We start from the raw sequence: 14,206 nt of genomic DNA, 5'->3' as shown, positions 1-14,206 counted from the left end.
GAGGGAACGATGGCGACGGTACTGGTGGCCGGTGGCACCGGCGAGGCCGGCGCGGCGGTGGTGGCGGAACTGCTCGGCCGCGGCCACGACGTGCGGGTGCTCAGCCGGCGCGGCGGCAGCCCGATCGCGGGTGCGCAACCGGCCCCTGCCGACCTGATCTCCGGGTCGGGGCTGGCCGAGGCGCTCACCGGCGTCGACGTCGTGGTCGACACCACCGACGGCAAATCGCGGCGGGCGCGGCCCGTGCTGACGACCGGCGCGGCGAATCTGCTCGCCGCGGCCGGCGCCGCGCACGTGACGCGGATGGTGCTGCTGTCGATCGTGAACGTCGATCGCGGTCCGCTGGCCTACTACCGGGCCAAGAGCGAGCAGGAACGGCGCTACCGGGACTCCGGCCTCGACACCCGGATCGTGCGGGCCACGCAGTTCCACAGCTTCGTGCCGATGCTGTGCGGCCCGGCCGCGCGGGTCGGGCTGCTACCCGCGTTCACCGACACCGCGTTCCAGCCCATCGACGTCCGGGACGTCGCCCGCGCGCTCGCCGACGCCGCGGACGCTCCGCCGGACGAACCCGGCCGGGCGGGCGTCCCGCAGATCGTGGGAGGTCCGGAGATCCTGCCGATGCACGACCTCGTGCGGGAGTGGAAGCGCGCGGCCGGCGTCCGCGGGGTGGTGGCACCGATCCGGCTGCCCGGTGGTCTCGGACGCTTCTGGCGTGCCGGGGAGAACCTCGTCCCCGACCACCGGGACGGCACGATCACCTTCACGCAGTGGCTCGCGGAGCGGACCGCCGGCTGACCGGGTGGGTTATCCCCCGGCGAACGGGGGCAGCACGTCGACGCGCTCCCCGGTGGGGCGGGCGAGGTCGCGGGTGAGCTCGGCGTCCGGACCCGATCCGACGAGGAATGCGGCCACCTTCAGGACCCGTTCCATGTCCGGGCCGTGCCGCTCGATCAACGCCGCCTTCAACGCACCCAGATCCGCCGGCGACGCCAGCTCGACGGTTTCCTTCTCCCGGCCCGCCGCGTCGACGGCCGCCGCGAAGTACCGCACCTCGATGCCGGTCACCTGATCACCCACCGATAGCTCCCATACTGCGTTGCGGCGGGGCGAAGTCCGCCGCGTCGATGCCGTGCCCGGCCCACTTGTTCCACATCGCGCCGCGCCACACCGCGGCAAGCTCCTCGTCGCTCGCACCCCCGCGCAACGCCGCCCGCAGATCGGTTTCGGTGTCGCTGAACAGGCAGGACCGCACCGTGCCCTCGGACGTGAGGCGGGTGCGGTCGCAGTCCGAGCAGAACGACCGGGTGACCGACGCGATGATCCCGACCGTGGCGGGACCGCCGTTCACCAGCCACCGTTCCGCCGGAGCGGACGGATCCTCCCGGCCGGTCTCGGTGAGCTCGAACCGTTCCCCGAGGACGTCGAGCAGCCGCTGCGCGGTGACCATGTTCTCCCGCGCCCACGCGTGGTCGGCGTCGAGCGGCATCTCCTCGATGAACCGCAGTTCGACCTGCTCGTCGAGGCACCACTGCAGCAGGTCGGCGGCGCCGGCGAGCGTGTCGGGCATGAGCACCGCGTTGATCTTCACCCGCGTGAATCCGGCGCTGTTGGCGGCGCGGATGCCGGCGAGCACCGAATCGAGGCGGTCGCGGCGGGTCAGCCGCGCGAAGTGGTCGCGGTCGACGGTGTCGAGGGAGATGTTCACGCGGGTCAGACCGGCCGCCGCCAGCCCCGCCGCGCGATGCGCGAGCCCGACCGCGTTCGTGGTCACGGCCAGCGGAGTGCCCGGCGCGACCTCGGCGCATCCGGCGATGATCTCCTCGAGGTCGCGGCGCATGAGCGGTTCGCCGCCGGTGAAGCGGACCTCCTCGATGCCGAGCAGGTGGACCCCGATCCCGACGAGCCGGACGATCTCCGCCGCGGTGAGCAGGTTCTCGCGCGGAATCGCGGGCAACCCCTCCTCCGGCATGCAGTACGTGCAGCGCAGGGAGCACTTCTCCGTGATCGACACGCGCAGGTCGCGGGCCACGCGACCGAAGCGGTCCACCAGTTCCGGTGTGTCGGGACGATCGGACACGTCGTCCGTGGCGACTCGCACGGACGGAATCCCCACATCGATCGTCGTCATCGGATCACCGCCGTCATGACGCCAGTATGCCGCTCCCGTCCGATTCGCGGCGGAAGACACCTCCCCCGGCCGGTCGCCGGAGGCTGTCCGGGGTCCCCGCCTGCGCGTCGCACGGCCTACCGCAACGGTCTCCGCGCGCGGTGTGCCTAGGATTGCGGGCATGACAGGCGGCAGGCGGTCCGTGGAGGAACACGTGGAGCACGTCGCGGCGCTCTTGGCGCCGCTGCGAACGAGGCCGACGGTGAAGGTGCCGCTCGCCCGGGCCCTGAACCGGGTGCTGGCCGAACCGATCCTCGCACCCATCGATCTGCCCGCCTTCCGCAACTCCCAGATGGACGGCTACGCCGTCGACGCCGCCGCGGTCGCGACCGTGCCGGTGACGCTGCCGGTGCGCGGAGTGCTCGCCGCCGGTGCCGGGATGTCCGTCCACGAGGCGGGCACCGCGCGGAAGATCATGACCGGCGCTCCGATCCCCGAGGGCGCGGACGCCGTCGTCCCCGTCGAGGACACCACCGACAACAGCTCCACCGACGGGCAACCGGCCACCGTCACCGTGCACCGGTCCGTCACGGCCGGCACCTATGTGCGCGAACGCGGCAGCGACATCGCCGCCGGCGCCGAACTGCTCCCGGCCGGACAGGTCCTCGCGCCCCGGCACATCGCCGCGCTCGCCGCGGTCGGCATGACCGAGGTTCCGGTGCGCGCCCTGCCGCGGGTCGCCGTGATCTCCACCGGCAGCGAACTCGTCTTCGGCGGCACCGATCTCGGTCCGGGCAAGATCTTCAACTCCAACGGGCCGGCGCTCGCGGCCAGCGCGCTCGCCAACGGAGCCGAGGTCGTGTCCGTCGACCACAGCGACGACGACGCCGAGGAATTCGCCCTGAAGCTCACGCACGCCGCGGACGTCGCCGAAGTCGTGATCACCTCCGGTGGCGTCTCCAAGGGCGACTTCGAGGTCGTCAAGGACGTGCTCGGTCCCCGCGGCGGCGAGTTCGTGTCGGTGGCGATGCAGCCCGGCGGTCCGCAGGGCACCGCGGTCGTCGACGGGATTCCGGTTCTGGCGTTCCCCGGCAATCCGGTCAGCGCGCTGATCTCGTTCGAGGTGTTCACCCGGCCGCTGCTGCGCGCCGCCGCGGGACTGCCCGCGATCGAGCCGCTGACGCTGCCGCTCACCGCCGATCTGACCTCGGTGGCCGGTAAGCGCCAGTTCTTCCGGGCCCGCCGCGACGGTGACGGCGTGACCGTCGTGTCCGGACCCGGATCACACCTCATCGCCGGAATGTCGGGCGCCGACGCGCTGCTCGACGTCGCCGCCGACACCACCTCCCTCCGCGCCGGGGATCTCGTGAAAGTACTTCCGCTGTGAGCGATCTGAGTCATCTCGACGACCAGGGCCGGGCCCGCATGGTCGACGTCTCCGCCAAGGCCGACACCACCCGGGTCGCGGTCGCCGCCGGTGAGCTGGTCACCACCCCCGAGGTGGTGGCGCTGGTACGGGCCGACGACATGCCCAAGGCCGACGTCCTCGCGACCGCGCGCATCGCGGGAATCGCTGCCGCCAAACGCACCTGGGAACTCATCCCGCTGTGCCACCAACTGGCGTTGTCGTCGGTGAAGGTGTCGTTCGGATTCACCGACACGTCGATCACCGTGGAGGCGACCGCGAAGACGAAGGGGCCCACCGGCGTCGAGATGGAAGCGCTGACCGCGGTCGCGGTCGCGGGACTGACCCTGCACGACATGGTCAAGGCCGTCGACCCCGCGGCCGTGATGAACGGGGTGCGGCTGATCTCGAAGGAGGGCGGCAAGCGCGGACACTGGACCCGCGACGAGTCACCCGCTGCGGATTCTGCAGTACCACAGGAACGTTCGGCGGTGGTGCTGGTGTCGTCGACCGGGGTCGCGGCCGGCACCCGCGAGGACACCACCGGACCGGTCATCGTCCGGTGGCTGAGCGAGCGCGGATTCGCGGTGCGCGGACCCCTCGTGTACCCGGACGCGCGGATCGCCGAGGGACTGGCCGACGCGCTCACCGGTGCGCCCGCCCTGGTGCTGACCACCGGCGGCACCGGCGCGTCCCCGACCGATGCGACCCCGGAAGCGACACTGGCCGTGCTCGATCGGGAACTGCCCGGCGTCGCCGACGCGATCCGTCGCCGCGGTCTCGACGTCACCCCGCACGCGGTGCTCTCGCGCGGGGTCGCCGGACTGGTCGGCCGTACCGTGGTGGTGAACATGCCCGGGTCGCCGGGCGGGGTCAAGGACGGACTGGCCGCGCTCGAACCGATCCTCGATCATCTTCTCGCGCAGGTTTCGGGAGGCGGAGCTCATGAGTGAACTGCTGGCACGGATTTCGTCGGAGCCGCTCGACCCGGCAGCGGTGGATGCCGCGGTCGCCGGACCCGAGCACGGCGCCGTCGTCGTGTTCACCGGCGTCGTCCGCAACCACGACGGCGGGCAGTCCGTGACCGCACTGGAGTACCAGGCGCACCCGGACGCGGAGACCTTCCTGCGCAACTGCTGCGAACAGGTGGCCGCCGAATCGGGTCTGCCGGTCGCCGCGGTGCACCGAGTGGGCCATCTCACCATCGGGGACCTCGCGCTCGTCGCGGCGGTCGCGGCCCCGCACCGCGCGGAAGCGTTCGCCACCTGCGCGGAACTGGTCGAACGCATCAAACGGGAAGTGCCGATCTGGAAGCGCCAGGCGTTCACCGACGGCGCGTCGGAGTGGGTCGGACTCTGAGACGCGTCCGGCGGCGTCCTGAACATGCGGTAGGCTGACCCGGTTCGAGTGTCACGACGACACTCACCGTCGTGGGATACCGGCGGCCCGGGATCGTGCCCGGCCCGCACGCAATGCAGCATCGGCCTTCCTCGCGGCGATCCACCGCACACCACCGGAACTTCCGGTCGCGTGCACACACGCCGCATCGAAAGGCAGCGCCGTACCTTGACCACATCCTTTTCCGATCTCGGTGTCCCGAGGACGCTCGTCGCGACCCTCGGCGACAACGGCATCACCGCGCCGTTCCCGATCCAGGTCGACACCCTCCCCGACACTCTGGCCGGACGCGACGTCCTCGGTCGCGGCCGCACCGGCAGCGGCAAGACCCTCGCGTTCTCGATTCCGCTGACCGCCCGCCTCGCCGGCGGTTCGTCGCGCGCGGCGGGACGGCCGCGCGGTCTCGTGCTGGCTCCGACCCGCGAACTGGCGACCCAGATCGCCGCGACGGTCGAACCGCTCGCCCACACCACGGGCCTGCGCGTCACCACCATTTTCGGTGGCGTGTCCCAGAACCGGCAGGTCGAGGCGCTGCGCCGCGGCGTCGACATCGTCATCGCGTGCCCGGGTCGCCTCGAGGACCTGATGCGTCAGGGCTTCGTCACGCTCGACGCAGTCGAGATCACCGTGCTCGACGAGGCCGATCACATGGCCGATCTCGGGTTCCTGCCCGGTGTCACCCGGATCCTCAACGCGACCCCGCAGAACGGTCAGCGGCTGCTGTTCTCCGCGACCCTGGACAACGGTGTCGACAAGCTCGTCAAGCGCTTCCTGCACGACCCGGTGATGCACTCGGTCGACGAGGCCCATTCGCCGGTCGCGGCGATGACCCACCACGTGTTCGACGTCGACAGCGTCGACTCGAAGAAGGCACTGGTGCGGACCCTCGCGTCGGGGACCGGACGCCGGATCCTGTTCATGCGCACCAAGCATCAGGCCCGCAAGCTGGCCCGTCAGCTCACCGAGTCGGGTATCCCGGCCGTGGATCTGCACGGCAACCTGTCGCAGAACGCCCGCGACCGGAACCTCGCGGCGTTCGCGTCGGGTGAGGCGCGGGTGCTGGTCGCGACCGACGTTGCGGCGCGCGGTGTGCACGTCGACGACGTCGAGCTGGTCGTGCACGTCGATCCGCCGGCCGAGCACAAGGCGTACCTGCACCGGTCCGGCCGCACGGCGCGCGCCGGCAGCACCGGTGACGTGGTGACGGTCGTACTTCCGGACCAGCGCAAGGACCTTCAGATCATCATGCGCAAGGCCGCGATCACGGTGTCGCCGATCCGCGTGACCGCGGACTCGGAGCACGTGCTGAAGCTCGTCGGCGAGGTCGCACCACATGTGCCGCCGGCCCCGAAGGCGGTTGCCGCCCCGTCGCGGCCGCAGCGCTCGGGCGGTCAGGGCCGTCGCGGAGGCGCCCGCCACGGCGAAGGTTCCCGTCAGGGTGGATCGCGTCAGGGTGGATCGCGTCAGGGTGGTACGCGTCAGGGCTCCGGCACGCGTCAGGGCACCGGCACGCGTCAGGGCGGATCCGGACAGAGCCGGTCCGGCCAGGCCGGTTCGGGTCAGGGCGCGGCCCGGCGTCGCGCGCAGCGTAATTCGGCTGCGCGGTAACCTTTTTCGCAGACCGGGTCAGCGTGGCGTGAACCGGTGGACGGCGTACATCGCGTCCGCCGACACCGGTTCCACCGGAACGCAACCCTCCAGCCGCTCGCACACCGAATCGGCGTCGAGGTCGGCGCCGATCACGACGAGTTCGGTGGTCGCGGGCGCCTCACCTTTCCGGGCCGGTTCGAACCGGATGTAGTCGCCGACGGTGTGCACCAGGTAGGCGCGGCTGCGCAGGCCCGCGGCCACGTGCACGTATCCCTTGATGCGGAACACCCCGGCCGGTTGCGCCTCGAGGAAATCCACGAACAGCCGCGGATGCAGCGGCTTCGCCGACGTGAACGTGACGGCGTCGTATCCGTCGTGCAGGTGCGTGTGTTCACCCTCGTGCTCGTCGTAGAGCAGGCTGTCGAGGGTGAGCTGCTCCCCCGGCTGCGGTTCCGGACGGTCCGGAATATCGAACAACAGGCCCGGATCCATCCGGGAATGCTCGGTGGAGACGACCGCCGCGCGCCGGTTCAGCGCGCACAGCCGCCCCAGCAGTTCGTCGTGCGCGTCCTCGTCGATGCGGTCGGTCTTGTTGAGCAGCAACAGATCTGCGAGTGCAACGTGCTGTTCCAGTTCGGGATGGCGGGCGCAGGCGTCGTCGAACTCGGCGGCATCGACGACCAGAACCAGTCCCCCGTACGTGATGTACTCGTTCGCCGAGCCGGTGACGAGCCGGATCATGTTGCGCGGCTCGGCCAGACCGCTCGCCTCGACGACGATGACGTCGAGATCCGAGGACCGGTGGGCGAGCTTGTCAAGCATCGCGTCCATGTCGCTGACGTCGACGGCGCAGCACAGGCAGCCGTTGCTGAGCGAGACCATCGAGTCGACCTGACCCGCGACCATCATCGAATCGATGTTGACGGAACCGAAGTCGTTGACGATCACGCCGATGCGCGCGCCCCGGGTATTGCGCAGCAGGTGGTTGAGCAGCGTCGTCTTCCCGGAGCCGAGGAAGCCCGCCACCACGATGACGGGAATCTTCTTGTTCGCCATGGATCGAGCGTAACGGCGCCGGGTCAGGCCTTTCGGACCACGCTCGACTTGAGCTGCATGGGTCCGAATCCGTCGACCTTGCAGTCGATGTCATGCCCGTCCACGCCGTTCACCAGGCGGATGTTGCGGACCTTGGTGCCCGCCTTGATCCCCGTGGCGCTGCCCTTGACCTTCAGGGTCTTGACCACCGTGACGGTGTCACCGTCGGCCAGCACGTTGCCCACCGCGTCCCGGATCACGCCGTCGGCGGTGTCCTCGGCCGACTCGGACGTACGCGCCCACTCGTGCGCGCACTCCGGGCACACGAGCAACGACCCCATCTCGTAGGTGTACTCGCACGAACATTCGGGGCACGGCGGCAGGGTCTCGTCCATCCGGACATCATACGGCGGTGCGTCCGTCCGGCTGCGAGGGCCGACCGGCGGACGCACTGCCCGTATCGTCAGGATCCGGCCCGGATCCACTCCTCCAGGTGCGGGGATTCGGTACCGATCGTGGTGCCGTCACCGTGCCCGGTGTGCACGACCGTCTCGGCAGGCAGCGCGAACAGTTTGTCGCGGATCGAGCCGATGATCGTCGGGAAGTCCGAGAACGACCGGCCCGTCGCACCGGGACCACCGGAGAACAGCGTGTCGCCGGTGAACAGCTCCCCCGCCTCCGGCAGATACAGGCAGGTCGAGCCGGGCGAATGTCCCGGCGTCGCGATCGCCTGGATCTCGGTGCCGGCGACCGCGATCCGCTGCCCGTCCTCGAGCGTGCCGTGCGCGACGCCCGGATGGGTCATCTCCCACAGCACGTCGTCGGCCGGGTTGAGCAGGATCGGCGCGTCGAGCCGCTCGGAGAGCTCCGGGGCGACGGTGATGTGGTCGTTGTGAGCGTGCGTGCACACGATCGCCACGACCTTCCGGCCCGCGACCGCGTCGACGATCGGCTGCGCGGTGTGCGCGGCGTCGATGACCACGACCTCGTCGTCGTTGCCGACGAGCCAGATGTTGTTGTCGACCTGCCACTCGCCACCGTCGAGCGCGAACGTGCCCGAGGTGACGACCCGGTCGACGCGGATCGGCGAGACGCTCACAGGACCACCACCGAACGCAGCACCTCACCGCGGTGCATGGTCTCGAACGCCTTCTCCACGTCGTCGATGCCGATGCGCTCGGTGACGAACTTCTCGAGCGGCAACCGGCCCTGCTGGTAGAGGTCGACGTAGGTCGGGAAGTCCCGCTCGGGCAGGCAGTCGCCGTACCACGAGGACTTGAGCGAGCCGCCGCGGGAGAAGAAGTCGATCAGCGGCATCTCGAGGGTCATGTCCGGGGTCGGGACGCCGACCAGCACGACGGTGCCGGCCAGGTCGCGGGCGTAGAACGCCTGCTTCCAGGTTTCCGGGCGGCCCACGGCGTCGATGACGACGTCCGCGCCGAAGCCGCCGGTCAGTTCCTGGATCGCCTCGACGGCATCGACCGAGGTGGAGTTGATCGTGTGGGTGGCGCCGAGGTCGGTGGCCCACTCGAGCTTCTTGTCGTCGCGGTCGACGGCGATGATCGTGCCGGCACCGGCCAGGCGAGCGCCCATGATCGCGGCGTCGCCGACCCCGCCGCAACCGATCACGGCGACGGACTGGCCGCGGGTGACCCCGCCGGTGTTCACCGCCGCGCCGAGACCGGCCATCACGCCGCAGCCGAGCAGGCCCACGACGGCCGGGTCCGCGGTCGGATCGACCTTGGTGCACTGGCCGGCGTGCACGAGGGTCTTGTCGGCGAAGGCGCCGATGCCCAGCGCCGGGGTCAGCTCGGTGCCGTCCTCGAGGGTCATCTTCTGCGTCGCGTTGAACGTGTCGAAGCAGTACTGCGGCTGACCGCGCTTACAGGCGCGGCACTGCCCGCACACCGCCCGCCAGTTCAGGACGACGAAGTCGCCGACCGCGACGGACTCGACACCCTCGCCGACCGATTCGACGACGCCGGCGGCCTCGTGGCCGAGCAGGAACGGGAATTCGTCGTTGATGCCGCCCTCCCGGTAGTGCAGGTCGGTGTGGCACACCCCGCACGCGGCCACCGCGACGACGACCTCGCCCGGTCCCGGATCCGGGATCACGATGGGCACGACCTCGACGGGTGCACCCTTCGCGCGAGCAACGACGCCCCGAACTGTCTGCGGCATGACGGTGTCTCCTTCTGCTGTGGATCGATCCTGCTGTAAAGGCGGTATCGCGACCTGGGCCCACCGTATCCAGCCCGGACCGCCCGCGTACCTGATCGAACGGACTGATCGACCTACTCGAAAGACCAGATCGAACTTTGTCCTCAAAAATACCTAAGTGGTGTTGTGCACGGTTCTAAGTTCGGCTAACGTCGGATTCACGTTCGCCCCCGGCCCCGAGGAGTGCAATGTCGATCGTCAACACGGTGACCCTCCCCCGCCCCCACACCGACGTGTGGGACTGGCAACGCGACGCGGCCTGCCGCGGATTCGAGTCGTCGGCGTTCTTCCACCCCGACGGCGAACGCGGACACGCCCGTGAACAGCGCGAACTGCGCGCCAAGCTCGTCTGCGCCGGATGCCCCGTACTGGAGATGTGCCGCGAGCACGCCCTGTCCGTCGGCGAGCCCTACGGCGTGTGGGGTGGACTGTCCGAAACCGAACGCCGGGTCCGTACCAACGCAGCCAGCCGCGCGCGGCGCTGGACGGCCCTGCACCGCTGACGTTCCGCCCAACGCGGCCCTACAGCGCGGCTTTGACCCCGGCCTCCGCGCCGAGCGCCGCGGCCTCGCCACGGCTGCCGGCGCCGAGTTTCCTGAGCACGCTCGCCACATGGAATTTCACGGTCGACTCGCTGACGCCGAGCCGTTCGGCGATCGCCTTGTTCCGCCGGCCCGCGACGAGGTGTTCGAGCACCTCGACCTCACGCGGACCGAGTTCGGCGAGTGCGTCGAGAGCCGGACCGCCCGGCGAGGGCGCCGCCAGATCCAGCGGCAGCCGTGCCGCGACCCGGCAACCCCAGCCGGGTGTCGCCTCGGATTCGATACTGCCACCGAGGGTTTCGGCCCGATCACGGAGCTGGCGCCCGAGTTCGGCGGCGTCGAGCCGGCCGTCTCCGTCGTCGCGGATGTCGATGGACAGGCTCTCACCGTCGCAATGCCACGCCACCCGGATCCGCGTGACCCCGGGCTGTTCCGCGAGCGCGAGTACCGCACCGCGTGCGACGGCCCGCGCCGCGTGCGCGACCTCACCGGGCATCCCGCGACCGTGCGCCGAGGGTTCGACCATCTCCAGCGTCAACGGCCGGTGCCGAACCAGTCCGCGCAGTTCACCGTGCATTCTGGCGAACGCGGTGGTCACGGCCTCCTCCGCGAACTCGCGGTGACGATCCACCGCCGAACGAAGTCCGATCAGCGCGTTCGTCGCCGTCTCCCGGGCGGTCGTGCGAGCGCGGGTGTCGTCGAGATCGTTCGACCGGAGCGTCGCCAGGATCGTCTCGAGTGTCACCGCATGCGCCTCGGTGAGTTCGGCGACCGTGCGTGCCCGTTCCGTGGACGCCGCGCGCGACTCGGCGAGATAGGCCGGGCTCGCTTCCTGTACCTGGAGCTGGATCCCGGTCGCGACGACGGTGAACAACGCCCGGACGAGTTCGAATCGTTGCGCCGGCGGCCATGATCCGCGCGGCACGAGCACGAGCAGCGTGTCGGTGCGGTCGAGGATCGCGCACACCTCCCGGCTGCGGCCGCCGATCACGGCGGGGCCGCGTCTGATCTGACCGGCGACGAGTTCGCTTCGGACACGGTCGAGTTCGGCGATCGTCACCCGGTCCACTACGGCGGGGTCGCCCGCGACCTTCCGGGGCCGGCCCGTGCATTCCCGGGTGAAGACGACGAGCGCGTCGTGCGCGACGAGATCGGTGAGCAGCGCCGAGAAGCGCTGGCCGATGTCGGTGAGCGGGCCGACCAGCACGTCGCGCAGCGCGGTGATCAGGGGGCCGGCTTCGGGGTTCGTCGTGCTCACCGCCCCACGATATCGGGGGCCGGCACTCGGCCCGCTGTCGTGCACCGGCGGCTACGATTTCGGAGCAGGAAGCAGGAGGTGCCCGTGGGGTCCGCAGCACACTACGACGCTGCTCGCGGCACTGTGCCCCGTCTGCTGTTCGACCGGGTGGCCGACACTCCGGGCAGCGAGGCCTACCGATTCCCGGATTCCGGCGGCTGGGCGAGTGTGACGTGGGCGGAGGTCGGTTCGCGCGTCACGACACTCGCGGCCGGGCTCGTCGCGCGGGGTGTCGCACCGGGCGCCCGGATAGCGATCCGCGCGGCCACCAGCTATCGGGCGATCCTCGCCGATCTCGCGGTCGCGTGCGCGGGCGCGGTCTCGGTGCCGGTGTATGCCCCGACCCGCGACGACGAGGTCCGCAACCTGGCACGGCACTGCGACGCGGCGCTGACCGTCACCGACCGGGACGTGGACGCACGCGTGCTGCACCTCGATCGGCTCGCCGAACTCGCGGCGGACGGTGATGCGCTGCTCGACACCGACCCGGACGCCGTCGACGCCCGGATCGCGGAGGTCACCCCCGACTCGGCCGCGTGCCTGATCTACACCGCGTGCGACGACGGAAGCGCCAAGGGCGCGATCCTGTCGCACGGCGCGGTCGCGTACACGGCGCGGGCCATGGCGGAGGTGGGCATGATCGGCCCGCGGGACCTGCAGTTGCTGTGGCTTCCGCTGTCGCACGTGTTCGGCCGGGCGCTGCTGTTCGTGGCGATGCAGGTGGGCCTGCCCACCGCGGTGGACGGCCGGGCCGATCGGGTCGTGGAGAATCTGCGGTCGGTGCGCCCGACGTTCCTCGGTTCCGTGCCGCACGTGCTCGCGAAGATCGGCGCCGCCGCTGCGGCGGACAGGTCGGCGCTCGGCGGCCGGCTGCGGTTTCTCATCTCGGGGTCGGCGCGGTTGCCACGCGACCTCGCGAAGCGGTTGGAGGATCTCGGCGTTCCCGTGTTCGAGGGATACGGGATCACCGAGACCGCCGGGCCGGTGTGTGTCAACCGTCCCGACGCGCACAAACCGGGCTCGGTGGGTCTGCCGTTGCCGGGCACCGAGGTCCGGATCGCCGACGACTGCGAACTTCTCATTCGCGGTCCGTCCCTGATGACGGGCTACCACGCCGATCCGGTGGCGACCGCGGCCGCGCTCGACGCCGACGGCTGGTTCCACACCGGCGACTGCGCGACGGTCGACCCCGACGGGTTCGTCTCGATGCGTGGCCGCAAGAAGGACGTGTTCAAGACGACCACCGGAAAGTACGTGGCACCGAACGCGATCGCCGAGCGGTTCCGCACGTTGTGTCCGGGCGCGGAGATCGTGGTGGTCGGCGAGGGTCGCTCCCACTGCATCGGTCTGGTCTTTCCCGGCGACCCGGACTTTCCCGGTGCCCCTGACGCCGACGTGCACGCGGCCGTCGAGCAGCTCAACGGCGAGCTGAACAGATGGGAACGCATCCGGCGGGTCGCGATCGTGGACCGGCCGCTCGGCGCCGGTGATCGGGACGAGACCGGCGCGCCGCGGCGTGCAGTGGTCCTCGAGCGGTTCGCGGACGTGATCGATCGGCTCTACGACGAGCATTGACATATGCAGCCGATTGGCTGCATATTGGAGGAGTGGATGAGGATGCGGTGTTCAAGGCCCTCGCCGACCCCACCCGCCGCAGCCTCCTCGATTCGCTGCGCGCGCATCCGGGGAGCACCCTGGGCGAGTTGTGCGACGGCCTCGACATGCGCCGCCAGTCCGTGAGCAAGCACCTGGAAATTCTCGAGCTCGCGAATCTGGTGACCACGATCCGGGACGGCCGCCGCAAGCTGCACTATCCGAATCCTGTTCCCATCCACGAGATCCGGAACCGCTGGATCTCGAAGTTCGACGAACCCCGGGTGCTCGCCCTGGACGCGATCGCTCGACGCGCGGAGGAGCTCGCGATGACCTCGACAGACGCACACACCATTCCCGACTACGTCTACACCACCTACATCCGCGCCACCGCCGAGGACGTGTGGCACGCACTCACCGACGCCGACCTGACCGCGCGCTACTGGGGGCACGCCCAGGTCTCCGACTGGACGCCGGGCAGCAGGGTCGAGCACGTCCGTACCGACGGCTCGGGCATCGCGGACTGCGCCGGCCGGGTGATCGAGGCCGACCGCCCCCGGCGTCTGACGTTCGGTTTCGACGACCCCGCACGGGTCGATAACCCGGACTTCGAGCCGAGCGTCGTGACATTCGAGATCGAACCGCACCGGGACATCGTCAAACTCACCGTGGTGCACCGGAAGCTGCGGAACGCCGACGATCTGCACGCGATCGGCCAGGGCTGGCCCGCCGTGCTCGCCAACCTCAAGACGCTGCTGGAAACGGGCGAGGTGCTGCCTCAGGCGCCGTGGGAGTTCCATGCCGAGGAACGCGCCGCGCACATGGCGCAGAACGGGTGAGACGCCTTTCCTGCGGCCGCGGATCTGCCACTAAGGAACCTCTCCGGTGTCGACATCTCCGGTAGGTACCCGCATCCACTGCCGCCGGTGTTCCCGCAGCTCGGTTTCGCGGCGGGCGCGGTAGTGCGCCAACGCCGCCGACAACAGATCACCGAGATGATGACGGTGATTGACCCG

At 70.4% G+C, this 14,206-nt stretch carries 15 protein-coding genes; 8 read left to right on the top strand and 7 right to left on the bottom strand.

The window, feature by feature from the left end; translation table 11 throughout:
- Positions 1 to 9: 9 nt before the first annotated feature.
- Complete coding sequence (locus ACWDUD_RS00075) at positions 10 to 798, top strand: SDR family oxidoreductase (RefSeq protein ID WP_450107982.1); 789 nt, start codon at positions 10 to 12, stop codon at positions 796 to 798.
- 9 nt (positions 799 to 807) lie between these two features.
- Here ACWDUD_RS00075 and ACWDUD_RS00070 read toward each other — a convergent pair whose 3' ends face one another.
- Positions 808 to 1,080, bottom strand: a complete 273-nt coding sequence (locus ACWDUD_RS00070; protein ID WP_450107981.1) for a MoaD/ThiS family protein — start codon at positions 1,078 to 1,080, stop codon at positions 808 to 810.
- Complete coding sequence (gene moaA / locus ACWDUD_RS00065) at positions 1,073 to 2,131, bottom strand: GTP 3',8-cyclase MoaA (protein WP_197255335.1); 1,059 nt, start codon at positions 2,129 to 2,131, stop codon at positions 1,073 to 1,075. Before moaA ends, ACWDUD_RS00070 begins: the two co-directional genes overlap by 8 nt.
- Positions 2,132 to 2,291: 160 nt before the next feature.
- Here moaA and ACWDUD_RS00060 point away from each other — a divergent pair, with 160 nt between their 5' ends.
- From ACWDUD_RS00060 to ACWDUD_RS00045, 4 genes are all read left to right on the top strand, one after another.
- Positions 2,292 to 3,497: a molybdopterin molybdotransferase MoeA gene (locus ACWDUD_RS00060; protein ID WP_248673354.1), complete on the top strand. Its 1,206-nt coding sequence runs from the start codon at positions 2,292 to 2,294 to the stop codon at positions 3,495 to 3,497.
- Entirely contained in the window at positions 3,494 to 4,468 is a 975-nt protein-coding gene (moaCB, locus tag ACWDUD_RS00055) for a bifunctional molybdenum cofactor biosynthesis protein MoaC/MoaB (RefSeq protein WP_450107980.1), read from the top strand. Before ACWDUD_RS00060 ends, moaCB begins: the two co-directional genes overlap by 4 nt.
- Complete coding sequence (locus ACWDUD_RS00050) at positions 4,461 to 4,874, top strand: molybdenum cofactor biosynthesis protein MoaE (protein ID WP_420750008.1); 414 nt, start codon at positions 4,461 to 4,463, stop codon at positions 4,872 to 4,874. The genes moaCB and ACWDUD_RS00050 overlap by 8 nt, the downstream gene beginning before the upstream one ends.
- Positions 4,875 to 5,081: 207 nt before the next feature.
- Positions 5,082 to 6,521, top strand: coding sequence for a DEAD/DEAH box helicase (locus tag ACWDUD_RS00045; RefSeq protein ID WP_450107979.1), 1,440 nt, complete (start codon positions 5,082 to 5,084; stop codon positions 6,519 to 6,521).
- A gap of 18 nt (positions 6,522 to 6,539) precedes the next feature.
- Here ACWDUD_RS00045 and ACWDUD_RS00040 read toward each other — a convergent pair whose 3' ends face one another.
- The 4 genes from ACWDUD_RS00040 to ACWDUD_RS00025 form a co-directional block, all read right to left on the bottom strand.
- On the bottom strand, positions 6,540 to 7,559 hold the full coding sequence (locus tag ACWDUD_RS00040) for a CobW family GTP-binding protein (RefSeq protein ID WP_450107978.1): 1,020 nt from the start codon (positions 7,557 to 7,559) through the stop codon (positions 6,540 to 6,542).
- 23 nt (positions 7,560 to 7,582) lie between these two features.
- A complete protein-coding gene (locus ACWDUD_RS00035; protein ID WP_197255328.1) occupies positions 7,583 to 7,933 on the bottom strand; it encodes a zinc ribbon domain-containing protein YjdM in 351 nt (116 codons plus the stop codon).
- A gap of 68 nt (positions 7,934 to 8,001) precedes the next feature.
- Positions 8,002 to 8,637: an MBL fold metallo-hydrolase gene (locus ACWDUD_RS00030; RefSeq protein ID WP_197255326.1), complete on the bottom strand. Its 636-nt coding sequence runs from the start codon at positions 8,635 to 8,637 to the stop codon at positions 8,002 to 8,004.
- Positions 8,634 to 9,719, bottom strand: a complete 1,086-nt coding sequence (locus tag ACWDUD_RS00025) for an S-(hydroxymethyl)mycothiol dehydrogenase (protein WP_197255324.1) — start codon at positions 9,717 to 9,719, stop codon at positions 8,634 to 8,636. The genes ACWDUD_RS00030 and ACWDUD_RS00025 overlap by 4 nt, the downstream gene beginning before the upstream one ends.
- A 227-nt stretch (positions 9,720 to 9,946) precedes the next feature.
- Here ACWDUD_RS00025 and ACWDUD_RS00020 point away from each other — a divergent pair, with 227 nt between their 5' ends.
- Positions 9,947 to 10,261 (top strand): WhiB family transcriptional regulator, encoded by a 315-nt coding sequence (locus ACWDUD_RS00020; RefSeq protein WP_450107977.1) that lies wholly within the window; start codon positions 9,947 to 9,949, stop codon positions 10,259 to 10,261.
- A gap of 19 nt (positions 10,262 to 10,280) precedes the next feature.
- Here ACWDUD_RS00020 and ACWDUD_RS00015 read toward each other — a convergent pair whose 3' ends face one another.
- Positions 10,281 to 11,558: a helix-turn-helix transcriptional regulator gene (locus ACWDUD_RS00015; protein ID WP_450107976.1), complete on the bottom strand. Its 1,278-nt coding sequence runs from the start codon at positions 11,556 to 11,558 to the stop codon at positions 10,281 to 10,283.
- A gap of 84 nt (positions 11,559 to 11,642) precedes the next feature.
- Here ACWDUD_RS00015 and ACWDUD_RS00010 point away from each other — a divergent pair, with 84 nt between their 5' ends.
- Positions 11,643 to 13,172 (top strand): AMP-dependent synthetase/ligase, encoded by a 1,530-nt coding sequence (locus ACWDUD_RS00010; RefSeq protein ID WP_450107975.1) that lies wholly within the window; start codon positions 11,643 to 11,645, stop codon positions 13,170 to 13,172.
- Between the two features lie 32 nt (positions 13,173 to 13,204).
- Positions 13,205 to 14,029, top strand: a complete 825-nt coding sequence (locus ACWDUD_RS00005; RefSeq protein ID WP_197254376.1) for an ArsR/SmtB family transcription factor — start codon at positions 13,205 to 13,207, stop codon at positions 14,027 to 14,029.
- Positions 14,030 to 14,206 lie beyond the last annotated feature (177 nt).

The sequence above is a fragment of the Rhodococcus sp. NPDC003382 genome (genome assembly GCF_053589135.1).
This window is presented reverse-complemented; position numbering and strand designations above follow the sequence as displayed.

What these genes read in the sequence shown, in the direction of transcription:
- ACWDUD_RS00075 (WP_450107982.1), top strand. Translation starts at nt 10, where the DNA reads ATGGCGACGGTACTGGTGGCCGGTGGCACCGGCGAGGCCGGCGCGGCG.
- moaA (WP_197255335.1), bottom strand. Translation starts at nt 2,131, where the DNA reads ATGACGACGATCGATGTGGGGATTCCGTCCGTGCGAGTCGCCACGGAC.
- ACWDUD_RS00060 (WP_248673354.1), top strand. Translation starts at nt 2,292, where the DNA reads ATGACAGGCGGCAGGCGGTCCGTGGAGGAACACGTGGAGCACGTCGCG.
- ACWDUD_RS00050 (WP_420750008.1), top strand. Translation starts at nt 4,461, where the DNA reads ATGAGTGAACTGCTGGCACGGATTTCGTCGGAGCCGCTCGACCCGGCA.
- ACWDUD_RS00040 (WP_450107978.1), bottom strand. Translation starts at nt 7,559, where the DNA reads ATGGCGAACAAGAAGATTCCCGTCATCGTGGTGGCGGGCTTCCTCGGC.
- ACWDUD_RS00035 (WP_197255328.1), bottom strand. Translation starts at nt 7,933, where the DNA reads ATGGACGAGACCCTGCCGCCGTGCCCCGAATGTTCGTGCGAGTACACC.
- ACWDUD_RS00025 (WP_197255324.1), bottom strand. Translation starts at nt 9,719, where the DNA reads ATGCCGCAGACAGTTCGGGGCGTCGTTGCTCGCGCGAAGGGTGCACCC.
- ACWDUD_RS00020 (WP_450107977.1), top strand. Translation starts at nt 9,947, where the DNA reads ATGTCGATCGTCAACACGGTGACCCTCCCCCGCCCCCACACCGACGTG.